This window comes from uncultured Pseudoteredinibacter sp. (assembly GCF_947502065.1).
Taxonomy (GTDB): Bacteria; Pseudomonadota; Gammaproteobacteria; order Pseudomonadales; family Cellvibrionaceae; genus Pseudoteredinibacter.
In genome coordinates, this window is the sequence record NZ_CANMYE010000011.1 from 41,708 (window position 1) to 58,313 (window position 16,606).

Annotated in this window: 13 protein-coding genes; 10 read left to right on the plus strand and 3 right to left on the minus strand. The window is 48.0% G+C overall.

Going from position 1 to position 16,606, the window contains the following annotated elements; genetic code table 11:
* The first annotated feature begins 324 nt into the window (after window positions 1-324).
* Both Q1A41_RS18245 and Q1A41_RS18250 read left to right on the plus strand, forming a co-directional pair.
* Complete coding sequence (locus Q1A41_RS18245) at window positions 325-2,391, plus strand: TonB-dependent siderophore receptor (RefSeq protein ID WP_299981949.1); 2,067 nt, start codon at window positions 325-327, stop codon at window positions 2,389-2,391.
* Between the two features lie 58 nt (window positions 2,392-2,449).
* Window positions 2,450-3,568, plus strand: a complete 1,119-nt coding sequence (locus Q1A41_RS18250; protein WP_299981952.1) for a PepSY-associated TM helix domain-containing protein — start codon at window positions 2,450-2,452, stop codon at window positions 3,566-3,568.
* Between the two features lie 61 nt (window positions 3,569-3,629).
* Here the strand turns inward: Q1A41_RS18250 and Q1A41_RS18255 are convergent, their stop codons facing one another.
* Together Q1A41_RS18255 and Q1A41_RS18260 are read right to left on the minus strand one after the other, a co-directional pair.
* Window positions 3,630-4,562, minus strand: coding sequence for a helix-turn-helix domain-containing protein (locus tag Q1A41_RS18255; protein ID WP_299981955.1), 933 nt, complete (start codon window positions 4,560-4,562; stop codon window positions 3,630-3,632).
* 128 nt (window positions 4,563-4,690) lie between these two features.
* Window positions 4,691-5,647 carry a helix-turn-helix domain-containing protein gene (locus Q1A41_RS18260; RefSeq protein ID WP_299981958.1) on the minus strand — a complete coding sequence of 319 codons (957 nt, stop codon included), beginning with the start codon at window positions 5,645-5,647 and terminating at the stop codon, window positions 4,691-4,693.
* 380 nt (window positions 5,648-6,027) lie between these two features.
* On the opposite strand from Q1A41_RS18260, the gene Q1A41_RS18265 reads away from it, so the two are divergent.
* The 8 genes from Q1A41_RS18265 (at window position 6,028) to Q1A41_RS18300 (ending at window position 14,919) form a co-directional block, all read left to right on the plus strand.
* A complete protein-coding gene (locus Q1A41_RS18265; RefSeq protein ID WP_299981962.1) occupies window positions 6,028-6,429 on the plus strand; it encodes a rhodanese-like domain-containing protein in 402 nt (133 codons plus the stop codon).
* A 164-nt stretch (window positions 6,430-6,593) separates the two neighbouring features.
* Complete coding sequence (paaN, locus tag Q1A41_RS18270) at window positions 6,594-8,270, plus strand: phenylacetic acid degradation protein PaaN (protein ID WP_299981965.1); 1,677 nt, start codon at window positions 6,594-6,596, stop codon at window positions 8,268-8,270.
* Between the two features lie 199 nt (window positions 8,271-8,469).
* The gene (locus Q1A41_RS18275; protein WP_299981968.1) at window positions 8,470-9,729 is read left to right on the plus strand and encodes a thiolase family protein; all 1,260 of its coding nucleotides are present in this window, start codon (window positions 8,470-8,472) and stop codon (window positions 9,727-9,729) included.
* On the plus strand, window positions 9,726-11,261 hold the full coding sequence (locus Q1A41_RS18280; protein WP_299981971.1) for an AMP-binding protein: 1,536 nt from the start codon (window positions 9,726-9,728) through the stop codon (window positions 11,259-11,261). Before Q1A41_RS18275 ends, Q1A41_RS18280 begins: the two co-directional genes overlap by 4 nt.
* Window positions 11,262-11,274: 13 nt before the next feature.
* A complete protein-coding gene (locus Q1A41_RS18285) occupies window positions 11,275-11,724 on the plus strand; it encodes a PaaI family thioesterase (RefSeq protein ID WP_299981974.1) in 450 nt (149 codons plus the stop codon).
* 11 nt (window positions 11,725-11,735) lie between these two features.
* Window positions 11,736-12,647: a nitronate monooxygenase gene (locus Q1A41_RS18290; protein WP_299981977.1), complete on the plus strand. Its 912-nt coding sequence runs from the start codon at window positions 11,736-11,738 to the stop codon at window positions 12,645-12,647.
* A gap of 1 nt (window position 12,648) precedes the next feature.
* On the plus strand, window positions 12,649-13,854 hold the full coding sequence (locus tag Q1A41_RS18295; RefSeq protein ID WP_299981980.1) for an acetyl-CoA C-acyltransferase: 1,206 nt from the start codon (window positions 12,649-12,651) through the stop codon (window positions 13,852-13,854).
* A gap of 291 nt (window positions 13,855-14,145) precedes the next feature.
* The gene (locus Q1A41_RS18300; protein ID WP_299981983.1) at window positions 14,146-14,919 is read left to right on the plus strand and encodes a transporter substrate-binding domain-containing protein; all 774 of its coding nucleotides are present in this window, start codon (window positions 14,146-14,148) and stop codon (window positions 14,917-14,919) included.
* Window positions 14,920-14,924: 5 nt separating this feature from the next.
* On the opposite strand, the gene Q1A41_RS18305 is transcribed toward Q1A41_RS18300, so the two are convergent.
* Complete coding sequence (locus tag Q1A41_RS18305) at window positions 14,925-16,544, minus strand: methyl-accepting chemotaxis protein (protein WP_299981986.1); 1,620 nt, start codon at window positions 16,542-16,544, stop codon at window positions 14,925-14,927.
* Between the last annotated feature and the right edge of the window lie 62 nt (window positions 16,545-16,606).

Below are 16,606 nucleotides of genomic sequence, written 5' to 3' on the forward strand. Positions count from 1 at the left end.
AAGTTGAGTGTAGATGCGGGGTTTTGAAAAATTCAAAAGCATGCCCGTTATAATACGCACCACATCGTGCAAATTTGTCACCACCCCCGCCGCCGAGAGCAGGCGACTTTTAAAGCTCTGAAATAAGCCAAATCATCAATCTAGACGACCTGGTTATCCTCAACAGTTTCAATTAAAGCCCCTAGAGCGAGCCTGCAGCTCGATTATCACGAGCAACAGCTAAGAATAATGAGCCCCATGACCATTGCTATATTAGACTCACACAAATACAATATTAATACTAATCATTATCATTTAGATGCTCACTTATATTAAGGAAACATAATGAAACACTTTGCACGCCATGCACTGGCTGCTGCCGTAGCCATCGCTGCTGCTGCGCCTAGCTGGGCACAATCAGTCAAAAACAATGAATCTCCAATTGAGGAGGTCTACGTGTATGGCGAGCCGGGTAAGACTGACGCGGCCACGAAATTGAACCTGACCGTTATGGAAACCCCCCAGACAGTCACCTCAATATCCGCCGCTCAGATCAAAGATTTTGGTTTGGATAGTCTAAGAGATGTACTTAACTACGCCCCGGGTATCACGGTTGAAGAAGTCGAAACAGACCGCACCTACTTCACCGCTCGCGGCTTTGATGTCGTTAACTTTCAGTACGACGGTGTTGGTATCCCCTTTATTTCGGGTAACGCCAGTGGCCTACAAGATACGGCACTTTATGAAAAAGTAGAGTTGATTAAGGGCGCGGCCGGTTTAGTGACTGGTTTGGCCAACCCTTCGGCGACGGTTAACTATGTGCGTAAACGCCCTACTGATGAATTCCAAGGTTCTACCTCTCTAAGCGTTAGTCGCTGGAGCGGTCGCCGTGCAGAAGTCGATGTATCTTCGCCAATAAGCGATCGAGTAAGTGGCCGTGTTGTAGCTGCCTATGATCAAGGCGAATCGCACCTAGACCGCCATGAAGCTAAAAACACTTTGGGCTACGGCATTCTGCGTTTCGATGTCACCGACAGCAGCCAGTTGCATGCAGGTTACAGCTATAACAACTCGGATTCGGATTCGGTACTTTGGGGCGCCTTACCTTTAGTGAACGCTCTTGGTCAGCAAGTGCACTATGACCGCTCTACCAGTACTGCCCCGGATTGGACTTTCTCCGAAAATACCCAAAAGCAATTTTTTGTTGAGTACAGCCAAGAGCTTAATGAAAACTGGAGCTTCGACGCTCAATTTGTACAAAACACTAGCGAGACCGAATCAGAGCTGTTTTATGTTTTTGGTCAGCCTGATCCAACAACCGGCCTAGGCCTTGCTGGCAGCCCTAGTCGATACCTTCGCGATGAAGATCAAAAGAACGGAGAGCTTTTCTTCACAGGTAATATCGACGCCTTTGGCCAAGAGCATCAAATCGTCATTGGTTACAGTCACTCTGATACCAATATTAAGCAAAAATCTATCAGTTCTGATGGCGGCATTGTTGTGCTTGGTAGTGATTGGGCAGCAGGCAACACTCCCCGCCCGAATTTCACTGTGCATAATCCTGCCACCCAAGTGGGCGATGTTGACTTAAAACAGAAAGCTTTTTATGCAGCCGCACGTATCAACGTTATGGATAATCTTTCGCTGCTATTGGGCGCCAGAAATACCGACTTGGAACAGTCTGGTTTAAGTTATGGCGGCCAATCGAATGCCAGCGCCAAAGAAACTGTGCCCTATTATGGTTTGACGTGGAACATTTTGGATGACTTGGTTTTCTACGCCAGTTATACCGAAGTGTTTAAGCAGCAAACTTGGCTAAACACAGATCTTCTGCCACTTGGCCCTACACTGGGCGAATCTACAGAGTTTGGTTTCAAGAAATCTTTTAACGACGAAAGAGCAACCTTAACCATAGCTCGCTTTAGTTCTGAGCAAAGTAACTTCGGCATGTTCATTGGTCGCAATGCACAGAATGTAGCAACATATCGAGGCGCCACACTTGAGAGTGAAGGTTATGAGATAGAGTTCTCTGGTGAGATTATTGATGGTTTGAATATCGGCGCCGGTTTTACGGTAGTAGACATTGAAGAAGAAGGACAAGATGCTCGTCCATTTATTCCTGAAAAACTACTAAAAGTATCAGCTAGCTATGACATTCCTGCTGTGGAAGGCTTGCGTATTGGCGCTGTCATCAAACATCAAGATGATACTACTACTCCACGTGGCTTCGTTAAGCAAGATGCATACAGCACTATTGATCTTGCCGCCCACTACAAGCTTAATCAGGACATTAGCTTTTCGCTTAACGTGACTAACGCCACAGATAAAACATACCTAAGCAGCTTGTACTGGGATCAAGCTTATTACGGCTCACCGCGTAATATCTCGGCCTCGGTAAACTACAAATTTTAAAAAACACTACAATAATAATGCGCTCTGATTCATCAGGGCGCTTTCGTGAGAAGCCAAGATGCGTAAAAAACTTTTAAAGTATCACAGCTATTTGGCACTGGTTGCATTACTCCCCATTATTATCATCTCAATTACTGGCAGTATTCTTGTCTTCAAAACTGAGATCGATCAATGGCTTATGCCACAAGTGGCCAGCCTAAGTTATAGCCCACAGCAAAGCTCTACGCTTGAGCGAGCCGGCCACAATAACTTACAAGACCATATAGAGAATTCCTTTCCAGGTTTCATTATCGGTTCTTGGGAAATCTTTAACGATGGCATAGAAGCCGACCGCGTTTTCCTAGTAAAAAAGGGTAGCCATGATTGGTACAAAGTCCATTTAGATCCATTTTCTGGGGAAATTCTAGATCAGCCAGCCGTAATGGAAAGTCAACTTACAGACTGGCTGGTAAGCTTACACTACACTTTTTTGTTAAACGGCATCGGCCATGAAGATTCTCAATGGGGAACATTTATCGGTTTAGTCGTCGCGCTAATTTTTACTTTTCTGGGTATCAGTGGCTTAATTATTCACCGTAAATTTTGGCAACAGCTTTTCTTATTACGCCGCGGTCGGTCGATTCGAGTTTTCAGTGGGGACCTTCACCGTCTAATCGGAACCTGGTCATCGCCGGTGTTATTAATTCTTGGAATTACGGGAATTTATTTCAATACCATTGCTTACTACCATGAGGTCTTCGAGCACGGAGATGAGCCCCACTTCGAACCACAAGAAAAGCTATATGGTAATAACGTTGATTTTCAGCAGATCTTGTTCGACAGCCAACAGCAACTGGATCAGTTCACCCCCACCTACTTGCTATACCCGTTTGAGCCCGAAGTGAACATCACGGTATTCGGCTTTCAGCCCAGTAATAACCCTTTTGCCAGCAACTATTCATCCACCGTTACTTACAAAGCGGAAAACGGGGATTTGGTTTTGGCATTTGATGGCCGAAAAGCGAGTGTAACAACTCAGGTTTTTGACAGCTTTCGGGAATTACACTTCGGATCATTTGCCGGGTTAGGAAGTAAAATTGCGTGGAGTTTTTTTGGACTCGCGCCCTTTCTTTTAGCGCTGTCCGGTTTTATTGTTTGGTTAAAGCGTCGCAGGAAGCCCGCTCGAGCCAAAGCTTAAACCTGCCTAATTTTTAAGAAAAAACCACACTGCTAGAAACAGTGTGGCTTTAACTTAAAAACTAAGCCTGATAACCAACATCCTTTGGATCTGGCACTGAAGAACAGCTTCCACAAATCACATCCACGGCCAGCTCGTGACCGCAGGGCTTGTGGATCAACTGGAAAGGCGCATCTTCCATACCACCCAGCCAATCGATCGACCACTGTCGCATCATCATGGTAAACGGGTACAAGGCTTTTCCTTTTTCCGTTAATTGATACTCACTGCGCGGCGGCTTGGTTTGATATTCAATGCGATCAAAGACACCCGCTTCACTTAAGCGCTTCAGACGGTCCGCCAAGATATTGGTTGCGATACCCAATTGGCGACGAAAATCATCATAGCGCTGCAGGCCCATAAAAGCGGCCGCTAGAATTAAACTGGCCCATCGATCACCGATAATGTCGGTGATATGCCCCAGGCTTGCATCTTCTTCAGCGCCACGTCCGCCACGCGAGCGTCGCTGACTGCCAATGGTTTTCAAAGCTTGCAGATCATTTTCTTCGGCATTTTCTAAAACCCGGCGCTCAACGTCCGCAATATGGAGCGCCTGTTTACAATGACGACATACCACCAAAGGTTGCAATTCATGCTCATCGGGCTGACGATGAATTAACTTCGGGGGTAATTGATGTTGATCATTACACCACTGGGATTCCCATTGCCAAATTAACAATGCCCAGGGGTACAAGGCCAAGCCTTTTTTCGTTAGGCGATACTCATGGCGTAGTGGGGTTGTTTGGTAGGGTTTTTTATACAGTACATCCTGAGTTACAAGATTTTCCAATCGCTTGGATAAAGTGCTGCGCGATGCGCCGGTGTGACTGCGAAACTCTTCAAAGCGATGACGCCCTAAAAAAGCATCGCGCAAGATTAAAATGGTCCAGCGATCCCCCAACAGCTCTAAGCTTTTTACTACGGGGTTAATCACAATTAAATTGGCGACGCTCATGCAAGTTTCCTTAGTATTTAAGCCGAAGCTAGGCGCTTTTCGCTCAGCGGCTTTGTGTCTCGTCTTTTACTTCCTGTCCAAGACGAATTGCAAACGGTAAAATTTTAACATTAGTGTAAAGAATTTCATCAATTGCCTTGAAACTGGCGACGATATTCACTGGGTGATAGGCCAAATTGGCCACGAAAGTGGTGGCGCAAGCTCGTTCCGTTGGCAAAACCGGCTTGCTGAGCCAAAGGCTCAATCGCTAAGCCCCCACTTTCCAGCAGACTTTTCGCCCGCTCTAGGCGCTGGGCCAGCAGCCATGCCTTGGGGCTCTGCCCCATAGCTTGGCTGAACTTTCGATCATAACTGCGCCGCGACATATTACTTTGCTGTGCCAAATCCGAGACGCTAATTGGCTCGGCCAAATGCTCTAGCGCCCAATCTAAGCTGCTTGCCAATAGATCAGGGTGGCGACTCACTGGACGATGCACAAACTGGGATTGCCCACCCTGCCTTATCGGGCTACTCACCAAACGCCGAGCCACCGAATTAGCCACCTCATGACCATAGTCCTGGCGAATAATCTCCAAACCAAGATCAAGGGCAGCGGCACTGCCCGCCGAGCAGGCGATTTGCCCATCGTAGCAATACAGGCAGTCCTCACGATAATTTAAGCTTGGAAAGTCAGCCATTAACTGCTGCTGATAACGCCAATGGGTAGTGACTTCTCGCCCTTCCAGCAGCCCCGTTTGCGCTAAAAGGAATGCACCAGAACAAAAACTCCACAACCGGCCACCACGTTCATAGAGCGCACGTAACTCAGCAATCAAAGGCTCACTAGCCTGCTGCTCAACACCCCAATAAGGGATTAATACATCATCAAACCGGCTCAGGCTTTCAAATACCGGCGCCTGCAACTGTAAACCACCAAGTGATGGCATGGCCTCTGCCTGCAAAGCCAACAATTGTGTTTGATACCAACTGTTTAGCTCTGGGCGTGGTAGTAAAAACAGCTCAACCGCGCAGCCCAGCTCAAATAAGGAAACAGGGGCCGGTAGCAAAATGGCGAGACGACGGAAAATAGGCTTTTTATGTAACATTGGCTGATTATTAACGAATAATGACTTTTAGGCCAGCAGTCGTTAAGCAGCAGGCGCTCTAAAATAAACCCTAGAATCAAGCTCTAGGGCACCTCTGAATAAAGGCGTTAGTGCTCAGCGGAGGTCTAAAGCGCCCAGATACTAGGCATGCTTTGCCGCTAATGGCCTTAGTCCTTAGCAAAAAGCATTACGACGTAGATGGGTGCTTTAGGCTCCGCCCTGCGGGGCCTTCAGACAAGCTCACAGTTGTTGTTACAGCCTCTTGACGTACGGCCAGTATGCCTTCGAGTCTGCGCCTAAACTGTGAGCTTGTCTGAAGGCCTGAGCACCAACGCCTTTATTCAGAGGCGCCCTAGCCTAAACAAATTAAGGAGAACGATATGTCTTCAGCCGTTACCCGAACCCCTGCCGCAGCAAGTAGCGATGCACTTGTGCACTTTGAAGCACTACTGGCTTTTGAAACCGATTGCTGGGATGTTCACCATGCAATAAGCACTAAACGCAAAGATTTCATTTTGCTTGATGTGCGAGGCGAAGAAGCCTTTAGAGCGGGCCATCTGCCCGAATCACAAAACCTTCCCCACCCCAGAATTAACGCCGAATCACTAAACAATTTTCTTCAAGAGCAACTTATAGTGGTGTATTGCGCCGGCCCGCACTGCAACGCCACCGAAAAAGCCGCCATTCGCTTGGCTAAGCTGGGGCGCCCCGTTAAGAAAATGATTGGCGGTGTATGTGGTTGGCTGGACGAGGGCTTTAGCCTTGTAAATAGCGGCTCGTAGGGGAGCTAAGGCTGGCGCAGGAAACACCATTTGGCCTTTTCCAGCGCCAGAGTTTTTACTCTGCACTTTACTCCACGACCATGTAACTTGTATTATTGGACTGACAAAACAAGCTCTACTAAAAGAGCATGATGATCTCTGAGCAACTAGCCGAGGAAGAAGCCATGTCAGTCTGGTTCGAGAAACACCAAGCCACCCTGGAAAAAGCGATGGACGCCTGCGCCAAGCGCTACGCCTGGACCGGCTATCAAGAAAGTCCAAGCAGCAAGATCCACGGCAGCGAGCGCCCCGCCGCTGGCAAGGCCAATTTCGAAGCTATGCTAGGCAAGCCTTACCCACTCGAGCAGCCTGCCACCGTAGGACAAACCGGCGCCGAAGTGAGCCCCTATACCAAAGAGGCCTTAGGTATTACTTACCCAAAGGCCGATGTTGCCGAGTTATATCAACATATCGATAAAGCCAAAGCCCAGTGGCGCAATACCAGCACTGAAGAGCGCGTGGGCCTTTGCCTGGAAATGCTGCATCGCTGTAGCGAGCAGTTATTTGAAAACGCTCATTCCACCATGCATACCTCTGGACAAAGTTACATCATGGCCTTTGCAGGTTCCGGCGCCAATGCACTAGATCGCGGCTTGGAAGCCTTGGCCTATGCCTATAAAGCCATGAAAGATGTTCCAGAAACGGCCGACTGGGAGCGCAAATTTGGTGCCGACGGTGCCGCCAAATTGGATAAACGCTACCGCCTAATGCCGCGCGGTGTTGGCGTGGTTATTTGCTGCGCGACCTTCCCTTTGTGGAATGGCTACCCAGCATTATGCGCCAGCCTAGCTACTGGCAACCCAGTTGTTATGAAGCCACACCCAGCAGCCATTCTACCTGTCGCATTGATGGTAAGTCGTTGCCGCGAAATTCTTGTCGAAGCAGGCTACGATCCAAACCTCGTTACCATGGTGGCCGATACCCGCGAAGAGCCAGCAACCATGGAGCTATTGGAGCATCCAGATACCGCCATTATCGATTTCACTGGCAGCCCGCAATTTGGTAGCTGGATCGAGCAAAACTGTAACGACAAATTGGTCTACACCGAAACCGCTGGTTGTAATTCCGTAGTGGTTGAATCCACCGACGATCTTGCCGCGATGGCCAAGGCGATTGCACACTCCTTATGCCAAGCCTCGGCACAAATGTGCACCAGCGTACAAAATGTTCATATTCCAGCCGACGGCATTTTGGTGAACGGCGAGCGAGTTAGCTATGACAATGTTTGCCAGGCGATTGTCGATGCGGTTGAAGCCCATGTGGAAAACCCCAAAAATGCGGCCTTTTTATGTGGCACCTTGGTGGACGATAATATTTACCGCACCATCGATCGCCTAAGCGAACTCGGTGAGCAGCGCGGTAAAATTTTGCGTCAGTCCGGCCCATACGAAAACCCAGGCTTCCCAAATGCTCGCACGGCAACGCCACTGATTATTGATGTTAGCAATGAAGACAGCGATATGTATCGTGAGGAGCTGTTCGGCCCTATTTCTTTTATGATCAAAGGTAAAAACGCGGACGATTGTTTAGCGGCTGCCACACGCGATGCCAAAGAGCGCGGTGCCATCACCTCTCATGTTTACAGTATCGATGAAGACTTTTTAGAAAAAGCACAAGATGCCTACAATGTAGCGGGTGCTTCGGTAGCCTGTAATTTAATGGGCATGCCCATTAACTTTGCTGCAGCCTATAGTGATTTTCATGTTACCGGTCTTAACCCAGCGGGCAATGCCTGCTTAGCTGATCTTGCATTTGTAACGAGTCGCTTCCGTATCGTACAAAGCAAAGTTATGCGTCGATAAACTTACCAGCTAATAACAGGAACCACTAACAGGCCGTTGAAAAACGTTATCGAGGCGGTCAGAGCAAGGCAAAAACATATGAAAGAGCAGAATTTATATTAATAAATGAGCATTTTGAGTATGTTTTTAACGCAGCAATGGCAACGCAGATAGTTTTTCAACAGTCTGCTAGGCTCCTGCTTTCAAAAAAGACACTACTATGAAAGATATTGTAATTGCTGGCATCGGTATGACCGGGCTTGGCAAAATGCCCGAGCGCAGCGTAAAAGACTTGAGTGCAGAAGCCGTTAAACTTGCGCTTAGCGACGCTTGTGCCACCGTTGGTGATATCGAAGCCGCCTGGTTTTCTAATACTCGCCAACAAATGTTAGAAGGGCAAAATACCATTCGTGGACAAATTGCTTTGCGACCGCTGGGCTTTGAATCCATTCCCATTTGCAATGTGGAAAATGCCTGCGCCTCTGGCTCTTCTGCACTTTATCAAGCGGTCACCCACATTCGTGCAGGAATGGCCGAAATAGTTTTAGTGCTTGGCGCTGAGAAAATGTTTTTTCCTGAAAAACGTGACGCCATGTTTCAAGCTTTTATGGGTGGCACGGATATATACCGCCTAGAAGAGTTCACCAAAAACATTGAGCAAACAGCGATAGACATGATTCCCGCTGAGCTACGGAACGTCGATACCGGCCAACGTAGCTTTTTTATGGATAGCTATGCAGCCCAAGCCAGGCTGCATATGCAAACTTTCGGTACGACACAAGCTCAACTGGCCATGGCGGCTGCTAAAAACCATTGGCATTCCACCATGAACCCTTTGGCGCAGTATCAAAATGATATGAGTACCGAGGAAGTTTTAAATGGCCGCCTGATTAGTTGGCCATTTACCTTACCCATGTGCGCTCCAATATCCGATGGCGCAGCCTGTGCGGTGGTTTGTTCTAGCAGCGCATTAAAAAAACTTCAGAAAAATGGCTACGACCCCAAGCGCGCTATCAAGATACGCGGCATCCATTTAGCCAGCGGTAAAAATCGCGCTGCCGATGATTTCGCCAACCATATTGGTCGCATTGCCGCTCTGGGCGCTTACGAACAAGCCGGCATTGATGGGCAAGATGTCGACGTCGCTGAAGTACACGATGCAACCGCCTACGCAGAGATTCAACAGATTGAAAACCTCGGCCTATGTGAAATCGGTGCAGGCGGCGCTTTCACCGAAAACGGTGACAGCAAGCTAGGTGGTAAGACACCCGTGAATCCATCGGGCGGCTTAGTTTCAAAAGGCCACCCAGTAGGAGCTACTGGCATTATGCAACTCCATGAACTATGCACGCAGTTACGTGGGGAAGCGGAAAAACGCCAAGTAGAAAATGCAAAAATTGCTGTGGCCGAAAACGGCGGAGGCTTTTATGAGAATGAAGAAGCCGCTACCGTTGTCACGGTATTGGAGCGACAGTCATGAGCGCAGCACAATCACAGCCCCTACCATTACCGATAGAGTACGTTTATCGCGGCTTTAAATTAAACCCTGAAGCCATTGCCGCCACTGATGATAGAGAGACGATCAATTACCGCGAACTGCAACTACGCTCCGAGGCATTAGCGGCTGCTTTAACTGAGCTTGCCACAGAACCTAGCCGGGTTGCGCTATGTGCTCAAAACCATATTGATCACCTTGTAGGCTTCTTGGCAATTCTATTAGCCGGCCACTGTTGGGTACCAATCAATCCAAAAAACGGCGCCCAGTTAAACCGTCAGCTATTACAAAAAAGCCAACCTCGCCTAGTCTTAGTCGATACAGAAAGCGAGGCAACCTTAGCCGACTACCCTGCACAGCGATTATATTTACGCCAATCAGGTGCCGGCAGCAGCCAAGAACTCAGCGCACCTTATCGCGATAAAGAATTCAGTCCTGCCCGTGTAAAACAAGATGATATCTTCGGTATTAAGTTTACCGGCGGCACCACCGGCGAACCCAAAGGCGTTATGCAAAGTCATCGCAATGTGGCGGCAGTGGTTGAAAACATGCAAGCGCTGTTTGAATTTAATAATAGCGATGGCAACCTTGCAGTAGCGCCTTTAACTCACGGTGGTTCGCACTATATTTTACCTTTGCTGGCGGTTGGCGGCAGGCAGGTGCTGTTACCGCAGCCAGATACAGATTTGATTCGCCAGGCATTTCGTGACCGTGGCGCCACAGTCAGCTTTATGCCGCCGACTTTGATTTACAAAATTATGGACTGTGGCGAAGAGGCTAAAAGCGATTTCGCTAACTTACGTCATTTAACCTATAGTGCCGCGCCCATGCCACCAGAAAGAATAAGCCAGGCAATTGATTTCTTTGGCCCTAAGCTTTCTACCGTATACGGTCAAACCGAGGCACCAATGACCATCACGGCTATGACAGCCAGTGATATGAGCCAAGCCCAGTTACAAAGCTCTGTTGGCAAAGCTTGTTTATACAGCGAAATAGCGACAGTAGACCAAAACGGCAAACATTTATCGGCAGGAGAAACGGGCGAAATTATCAGCCGTGGCGATATTGTTATGGCGGGATACTTTGAAGAAGCCGAAAAGACCGCAGATACCATCAAAGATGACTGGCTATATACCGGCGATCTTGGTTACATCGACGATAAAGGCTATCTGTTCCTACAGGGCCGCGCCAAAGAGCTTATCATCAGTGGCGGTTTTAATGTTTATCCTGCCGAAGTAGAAAATATACTGAGTGAAATTCCAGGTATTAATGAAGCCGCCGTTTTTTCTGTTGCCGATGACTATTGGGGCGAACGTGTGGAAGCGGCCATCTGTGTCGACGACAGCTTCGTCCTCAATGACGGCGACCTGAGCCAACAGCTTAAAGCGGAACTTGGCGCCGTTAAAACACCAAAAAGCTTCCACCGCTTAGCACAGCTACCTCGCAACCCGGTTGGTAAAGTTGTGAAGCGTGAAGTAAAAGCACTGATTTACCCAGGCACTTATTCAAACACTTAAGCAGGTTCCAAATATGAGTGATTTAATTAATTTTAATCAGCTGGAAAACTTAAGCGGTAAAGAGAAAATCGAAAAGTTTGAAGCCATGGCCAGCCGTGGCGGCATGGCCGAAAACCTAGGCTATACCGTCAAAGAATACGGCGAAGGCTATGTCATCTACGAGTACACCTTGAAAGATCGCCATGTAAATCTAATTGGCACCTTACACGGCGGCATTATGGCCACCCTATTAGATACCGCGATGGGAGCAGCAGTGATGACCTTGCTGGATGTCGGCGAGCGCCACACCATGACCGACATCACCACCAAATTTATTCGCCCGGTAACAAGCGCTGAAGATGTACTCACCATTAGAGCCGAAGTTGAAAATGCCGGCCGCCGCACCTTAGCGACCGCTGGCACCATTCACAACCAAGCCGGAAAACTGGTCGCTCGAGCCATTGGCTCGGCCATGAAAATTTAGGAGGCATAACGATGAATCGTGAAGAGCTATTAAGTAAATTAAAACTGCCCGCCATGTGTGCACCGATGTTTTTAATCAGTGGGCCAGAAATGGTTATTGCCGCTTCTAAAGCTGGCCTATTGGGCTGCTTCCCCACCCCAAACGCCAGAAGTACAGAGATACTTGATGAGTGGATGACACAAATTAAAACTGAACTCGGTGATACCCCCTGGGCAGTCAATATTGTTGTTCACCCGTCTTACCCACGTCGCGATGCTGACTTGGAAATGATTAAGAAGCATCAACCACCTATCGTGGTAACCGCCTTAGGTAGCCCGGCACATATCATTGAAGAAGTGCATGCTTACGGCGGCATTGTGGTTGCCGATGTTATATCGCCAAGCTTTGCTAAAAAAGCCGTCGCCGCAGGTGTTGATGGCCTAGTACTGGTTGCAGCAGGAGCTGGCGGCCACACCGGATATCTTTCTCCCTTTGTGTTTGTGCGTGAAGTACGAGAGTTTTGGGACGGCTTATTGATTCTCGGGGGCGGCCTTTCTAGTGGCGCCGACATTCATGCTGTGGAAATCATGGGCGCCGATATGGCCAACCTAGGTACGCGTTTTATTCCAACGGAAGAAAGCATGGCCCAAGATGGCTACAAACAAATGGTAGTGGATTGCGGCGCTGACGACATTATGATTTCTGATGCGATCACTGGCGTAAAAGCCAATTGGATGATCCCTTCATTGATTCAAGCTGGCTATGATCCACGCAATATGCCAAGTGCTGCCGGCATTAATTTCGCCGAAGCCGGCGCCGATGCGAAAAAATGGAAAGATATTTGGGCCGCAGGCCAAGGTGTTGGCGCCAGCCAATCAGTACAGAGTATCGCCGAACTCGGCGCCGAACTCATCAGCGAATACCAACAAGCTCGAGGAATATAAAATGAATGCCTTAGACAATGTATATATTTATGAAACCCTGCGCAGCCCAAGAACAAAAGCGAAAGCAGGCACAGGTTTGTCGGGACTTTCTTCAATTGAAATCATGTTGCCTCTGCTAAACGAGCTTAGCAATCGCGCACCTGGTGCCAAGAAAATTTCTGGCGATATGATTCTAGGTAGCGCCACCCAAACGGGTGAACAAGGTGCCAATGTGGCAAAGCTAGCCGCCAACACTGCAGGCTGGACTCATTTGCCCGCCATGTCTATAAACCGCTACTGCACCTCGGCACTTGATGCCATGGCGATTGCGGCAGGCAAGATCAGCATGGGTGTCGACCAAGCGGTATTGGCTGGCGGCGTGGAAATGATGTCACGCACCCCTATGATGAGCGACAAAGCTCCCGGCTTTATGGATCCGCAAATTGCCACGGCCGCTCATAATTTACCCCTAGGCATTGGCGCTGATTTAATTGCCAGCCTGCAAGGTATTAGTCGCGAAGAAGCGGACAGCTTTGCATTGCGAAGCCAAGAACGTGCCTGCACAGCAATTGCCGAAGGCCGCTTTAAGCGTTCCATTGTTGCTATCGAAACCGAACACGGTACGATCGATAGCGATAATGCGCCACGTGCTGGTGGCACACTAGAAAAACTGGCCGAGTTACAGCCTTCATTTGCAAAAATGGGTGCTATGGGAATTGATAAAGCCTTACTTGCTCAGTACAAAGAACTTGATGAAATCAAGCATATTCACCACGCCGGTAATTCACCGGGTATGGTTGATGGTGCTTCCTTGAACTTACTCGGCAATAAAGAAAGTGCCGATGCACTAGGCTTGAAACCACGCGGCAAAGTTTTAGGCTTCGCCAATGCTAGTGGCGACCCACGCCTTGTGTTAACAGGCGGTATCGATGCCGCTGAAAAGCTCCTAGCCACTCACAATATGACCGCAAAAGATATTGACCTAATGGAGTTTAATGAATCTTTTGCCGCAACCAGCATCCATTGTCAGCGTCACTTTGATTTACAAGATGACCAATACAATGTGAACGGCGGCGCCTTATCCCTTGGTCACCCAATGGGCGCAACCGGTGCCATGTTGGTTGGTATGGCTTTGGACGAGCTAGAACGCCAGGATAAAACGCTGGCCTTAGTTGCCGTAAGTGGCGCTATTGGTATTGGCACCGCAATGCTTGTTGAGCGCGTCTAGAAACCTAAACCATAAAAAATAACGTTTAAATTTATAACGCTACGACCAATAGTTTTATTTTACAAAATCAACTAATTATATTGGCGTAGCGTTCACTTATTTTCGTCTCAATCATTTAGTTTTTGTGACAGGAATGCAAAAACTAAAAATTGTCTACCCTGTTTGAAACTTGTTCGGCTTGAGTTCAGTCTTTCTCATTATTATCGCCGACTGAACTTCAGCCCCTCCACTAGCTTGCGATTTTTCCGTGGTGGCGCAATAATCATTTATCACCCGTAAACGGCCAAAGCGATGTGGATTAAAACCCTAGCTGTTTGTTTTCTCATTTTCAGTGCAGCTGCTACAACGAGTGCAAAAGAGCACTATCGCATTGGCACCCAAGATTTTGATTATTCTCCGCAATACAATTTTACAGGTAGAAAAGACAAGGGTTATGCCTGGGCTGTATTCGAAACTTTTGCCGAGCAAAACAATATAAGCTTTGAGTATGTCCCCCTGCCATTGAAGCGCCTACAGTCAGAGTTGCGCAAGGGCACTGTCGACTTTGTTTATCCTGATAATGCCCGCTGGCACGAAAACGAAGAGCACCATCTACATGGAATGAAGTTTAGCCGAGCACTCACCATGGCCGTCTATGGCACAATGGTTCACCACCAGCGGCAGGATATCGGTTTAAGCAACTTTCGTTCTGTCGCATTCCCCCAAGGCTTTGTTCCCACCAAGTGGCATAAACTGCATCAACAGCAAAAGTTACAGTTGATAGAAACTAGCACCGCAGAGATTGCCATCAAAATGGTGTTACGCGGGCGAGCGGACGGAGCTGATATTGAATACAGCGTGACACAGTATATCTTGGACAAAATCGGTCATGCAGGGGAATTACAAATGGACGAAGCCCTGCCATTAACCATCGTTGGCTTTCGTCTGTCGAGCATTAAACACAAAGAATTACTGGAGAAATTCGATCTCTTTCTTCAGGAAAATAAAGAGCTAGTCAATGATTTAAAGGCGGCCTATGGATTACAAGAGAGTGTTCTTGCAGACCGCCATCACCAAGGTAGTTAGCGCTTTTACTTTTTCCCTAAATTAAACTGGCGCAATAATTGGTTCAAGTTGTAAGCCAGCTCCAATAAGCTTTCGCTGATTTGCTTTCCGCGCACGGCGTCTTCGCTAGATTGCTCTGCCACTTCAGCAATATTTACCACATTGCTATTAATTTCATCAGCGGCTTGGTTTTGCTGCTCCGCCGCTGTAGCAATTTGAACATTCAAACCATCTAAAACTTTAATTTGCTCAGTAATGCTGCTCAGCAAATTGGCAACAGCCTCTACATCATCGGCTTTTTCGTTGGCTTGCTGCCTTACCTCATGCATCGACTCTACGGCCAATTTTGCATCACCTTGCAAAGCTTCGATGGTACCCTGAATTTGATCGATAGACTCACGAGTACGAGTAGCAAGCTGACGAACCTCATCAGCTACCACCGCAAAGCCTCGACCTTGGTGGCCAGCACGGGCAGCCTCAATAGCCGCATTTAAAGCTAGCAGGTTTGTTTGCTCAGCAATGCCGGTAATCACATCCAACACGCCACCGACTTCTTGGGTTTTAGTGCCCAGCTCTTCAATTTTGGAGGCATTGCTTTCAACCTCATCGCGCAGCTGAAAAATTCCTAGGCGAGTTTTTTCGGCCAGCTGCAAGCCTTCACTGGCACTGCTATTGGCCACTTCGGATTTTTCGGCTGCATCTCGCGTATTGCTACGTACAGCATGTGCCGAAGCATCCAGTTCATTGATGGCAGAGGCCACAGAATCAGTCCCGCGTTTTTGACTGAGTACTGCTTCTTTGGTTAACGAAGAGATTTTATCTAAGCTAGTGGCCGAATCGACGAGACGATCGCTGGCCTCAGAAACTTCCAAGAAACTGCCTTTAAACTTGGCCATCATTGAATTCAAAGCTTTACTGACCGCACCAAGCTCATCATTATGATGCACAGTAATCTCTTGGCTTAAATCCATCTCGCTTTCTACCTTGCCAATGGTGCCCTGCAAACGAATAAGGCGGCGTAATACCAAGCGATGCAAGGTTAAGCTCAACAGAGCAAAACAAATAATAATCAGAAACAACTGAGCACCCGCTCCAATCATTACAGAATTGCGAATCTCGCCATCCACACGATTTAGATCGTAACTGATTTTTACGGCGCCCAAGATATCGCCCTCCTTCGCCTGGTGACAACCCAAGCAATTGGTACCACGATAATTTTCCTCAGCCTTCACCGGCATAATGTACTCAAGCACATGCTTATCTTCGCTTTCGATCCTACGAAAACCCGCTATGCCTCTAAGGGCCGCGCGCTCATAGTCATCCACCGCCTTTTGGTCCGAGAAACCATCACCATAAAGCTGACGGGTTTTATCACTACGGATCACTCTGGCCTCTACGATATCTTGCTGTTGCAGCAGCTTATCTTGGATGATTTTGCGGTTGGCGATTGTCCCGGTCAGCATCATGGCGTTAACCGAGTCAAAATAATTACTTGCCAGGGTTTCCATATTGTCTTTAACAAGACCCTCGGCAAGAGCGCGCTCGTCATAATAGAAAACCACAATATTGGCAGTGAGCAGTACCGCTGCAATAAGGCCTAAGGCCCAGTAGATCTTGCTGGCGATAGATAGGGATTTGGCGGACATAATGCACTCAACGTCGATTCAAATACGTATAGTGCTATCGGCTTTTGGTACTAAATAATTAG

Coding starts and splice junctions, on each gene's coding strand:
- Q1A41_RS18255 (WP_299981955.1), bottom strand. CDS start 4,562: ATGAGCGTCGCCAATTTAATTGTGATTAACCCCGTAGTAAAAAGCTTA.
- Q1A41_RS18280 (WP_299981971.1), top strand. CDS start 9,726: ATGAGCGCAGCACAATCACAGCCCCTACCATTACCGATAGAGTACGTT.
- Q1A41_RS18290 (WP_299981977.1), top strand. CDS start 11,736: ATGAATCGTGAAGAGCTATTAAGTAAATTAAAACTGCCCGCCATGTGT.
- Q1A41_RS18265 (WP_299981962.1), top strand. CDS start 6,028: ATGTCTTCAGCCGTTACCCGAACCCCTGCCGCAGCAAGTAGCGATGCA.
- Q1A41_RS18260 (WP_299981958.1), bottom strand. CDS start 5,647: ATGTTACATAAAAAGCCTATTTTCCGTCGTCTCGCCATTTTGCTACCG.
- Q1A41_RS18245 (WP_299981949.1), top strand. CDS start 325: ATGAAACACTTTGCACGCCATGCACTGGCTGCTGCCGTAGCCATCGCT.
- paaN (WP_299981965.1), top strand. CDS start 6,594: ATGTCAGTCTGGTTCGAGAAACACCAAGCCACCCTGGAAAAAGCGATG.
- Q1A41_RS18250 (WP_299981952.1), top strand. CDS start 2,450: ATGCGTAAAAAACTTTTAAAGTATCACAGCTATTTGGCACTGGTTGCA.
- Q1A41_RS18305 (WP_299981986.1), bottom strand. CDS start 16,544: ATGTCCGCCAAATCCCTATCTATCGCCAGCAAGATCTACTGGGCCTTA.
- Q1A41_RS18300 (WP_299981983.1), top strand. CDS start 14,146: ATGTGGATTAAAACCCTAGCTGTTTGTTTTCTCATTTTCAGTGCAGCT.
- Q1A41_RS18285 (WP_299981974.1), top strand. CDS start 11,275: ATGAGTGATTTAATTAATTTTAATCAGCTGGAAAACTTAAGCGGTAAA.
- Q1A41_RS18295 (WP_299981980.1), top strand. CDS start 12,649: ATGAATGCCTTAGACAATGTATATATTTATGAAACCCTGCGCAGCCCA.
- Q1A41_RS18275 (WP_299981968.1), top strand. CDS start 8,470: ATGAAAGATATTGTAATTGCTGGCATCGGTATGACCGGGCTTGGCAAA.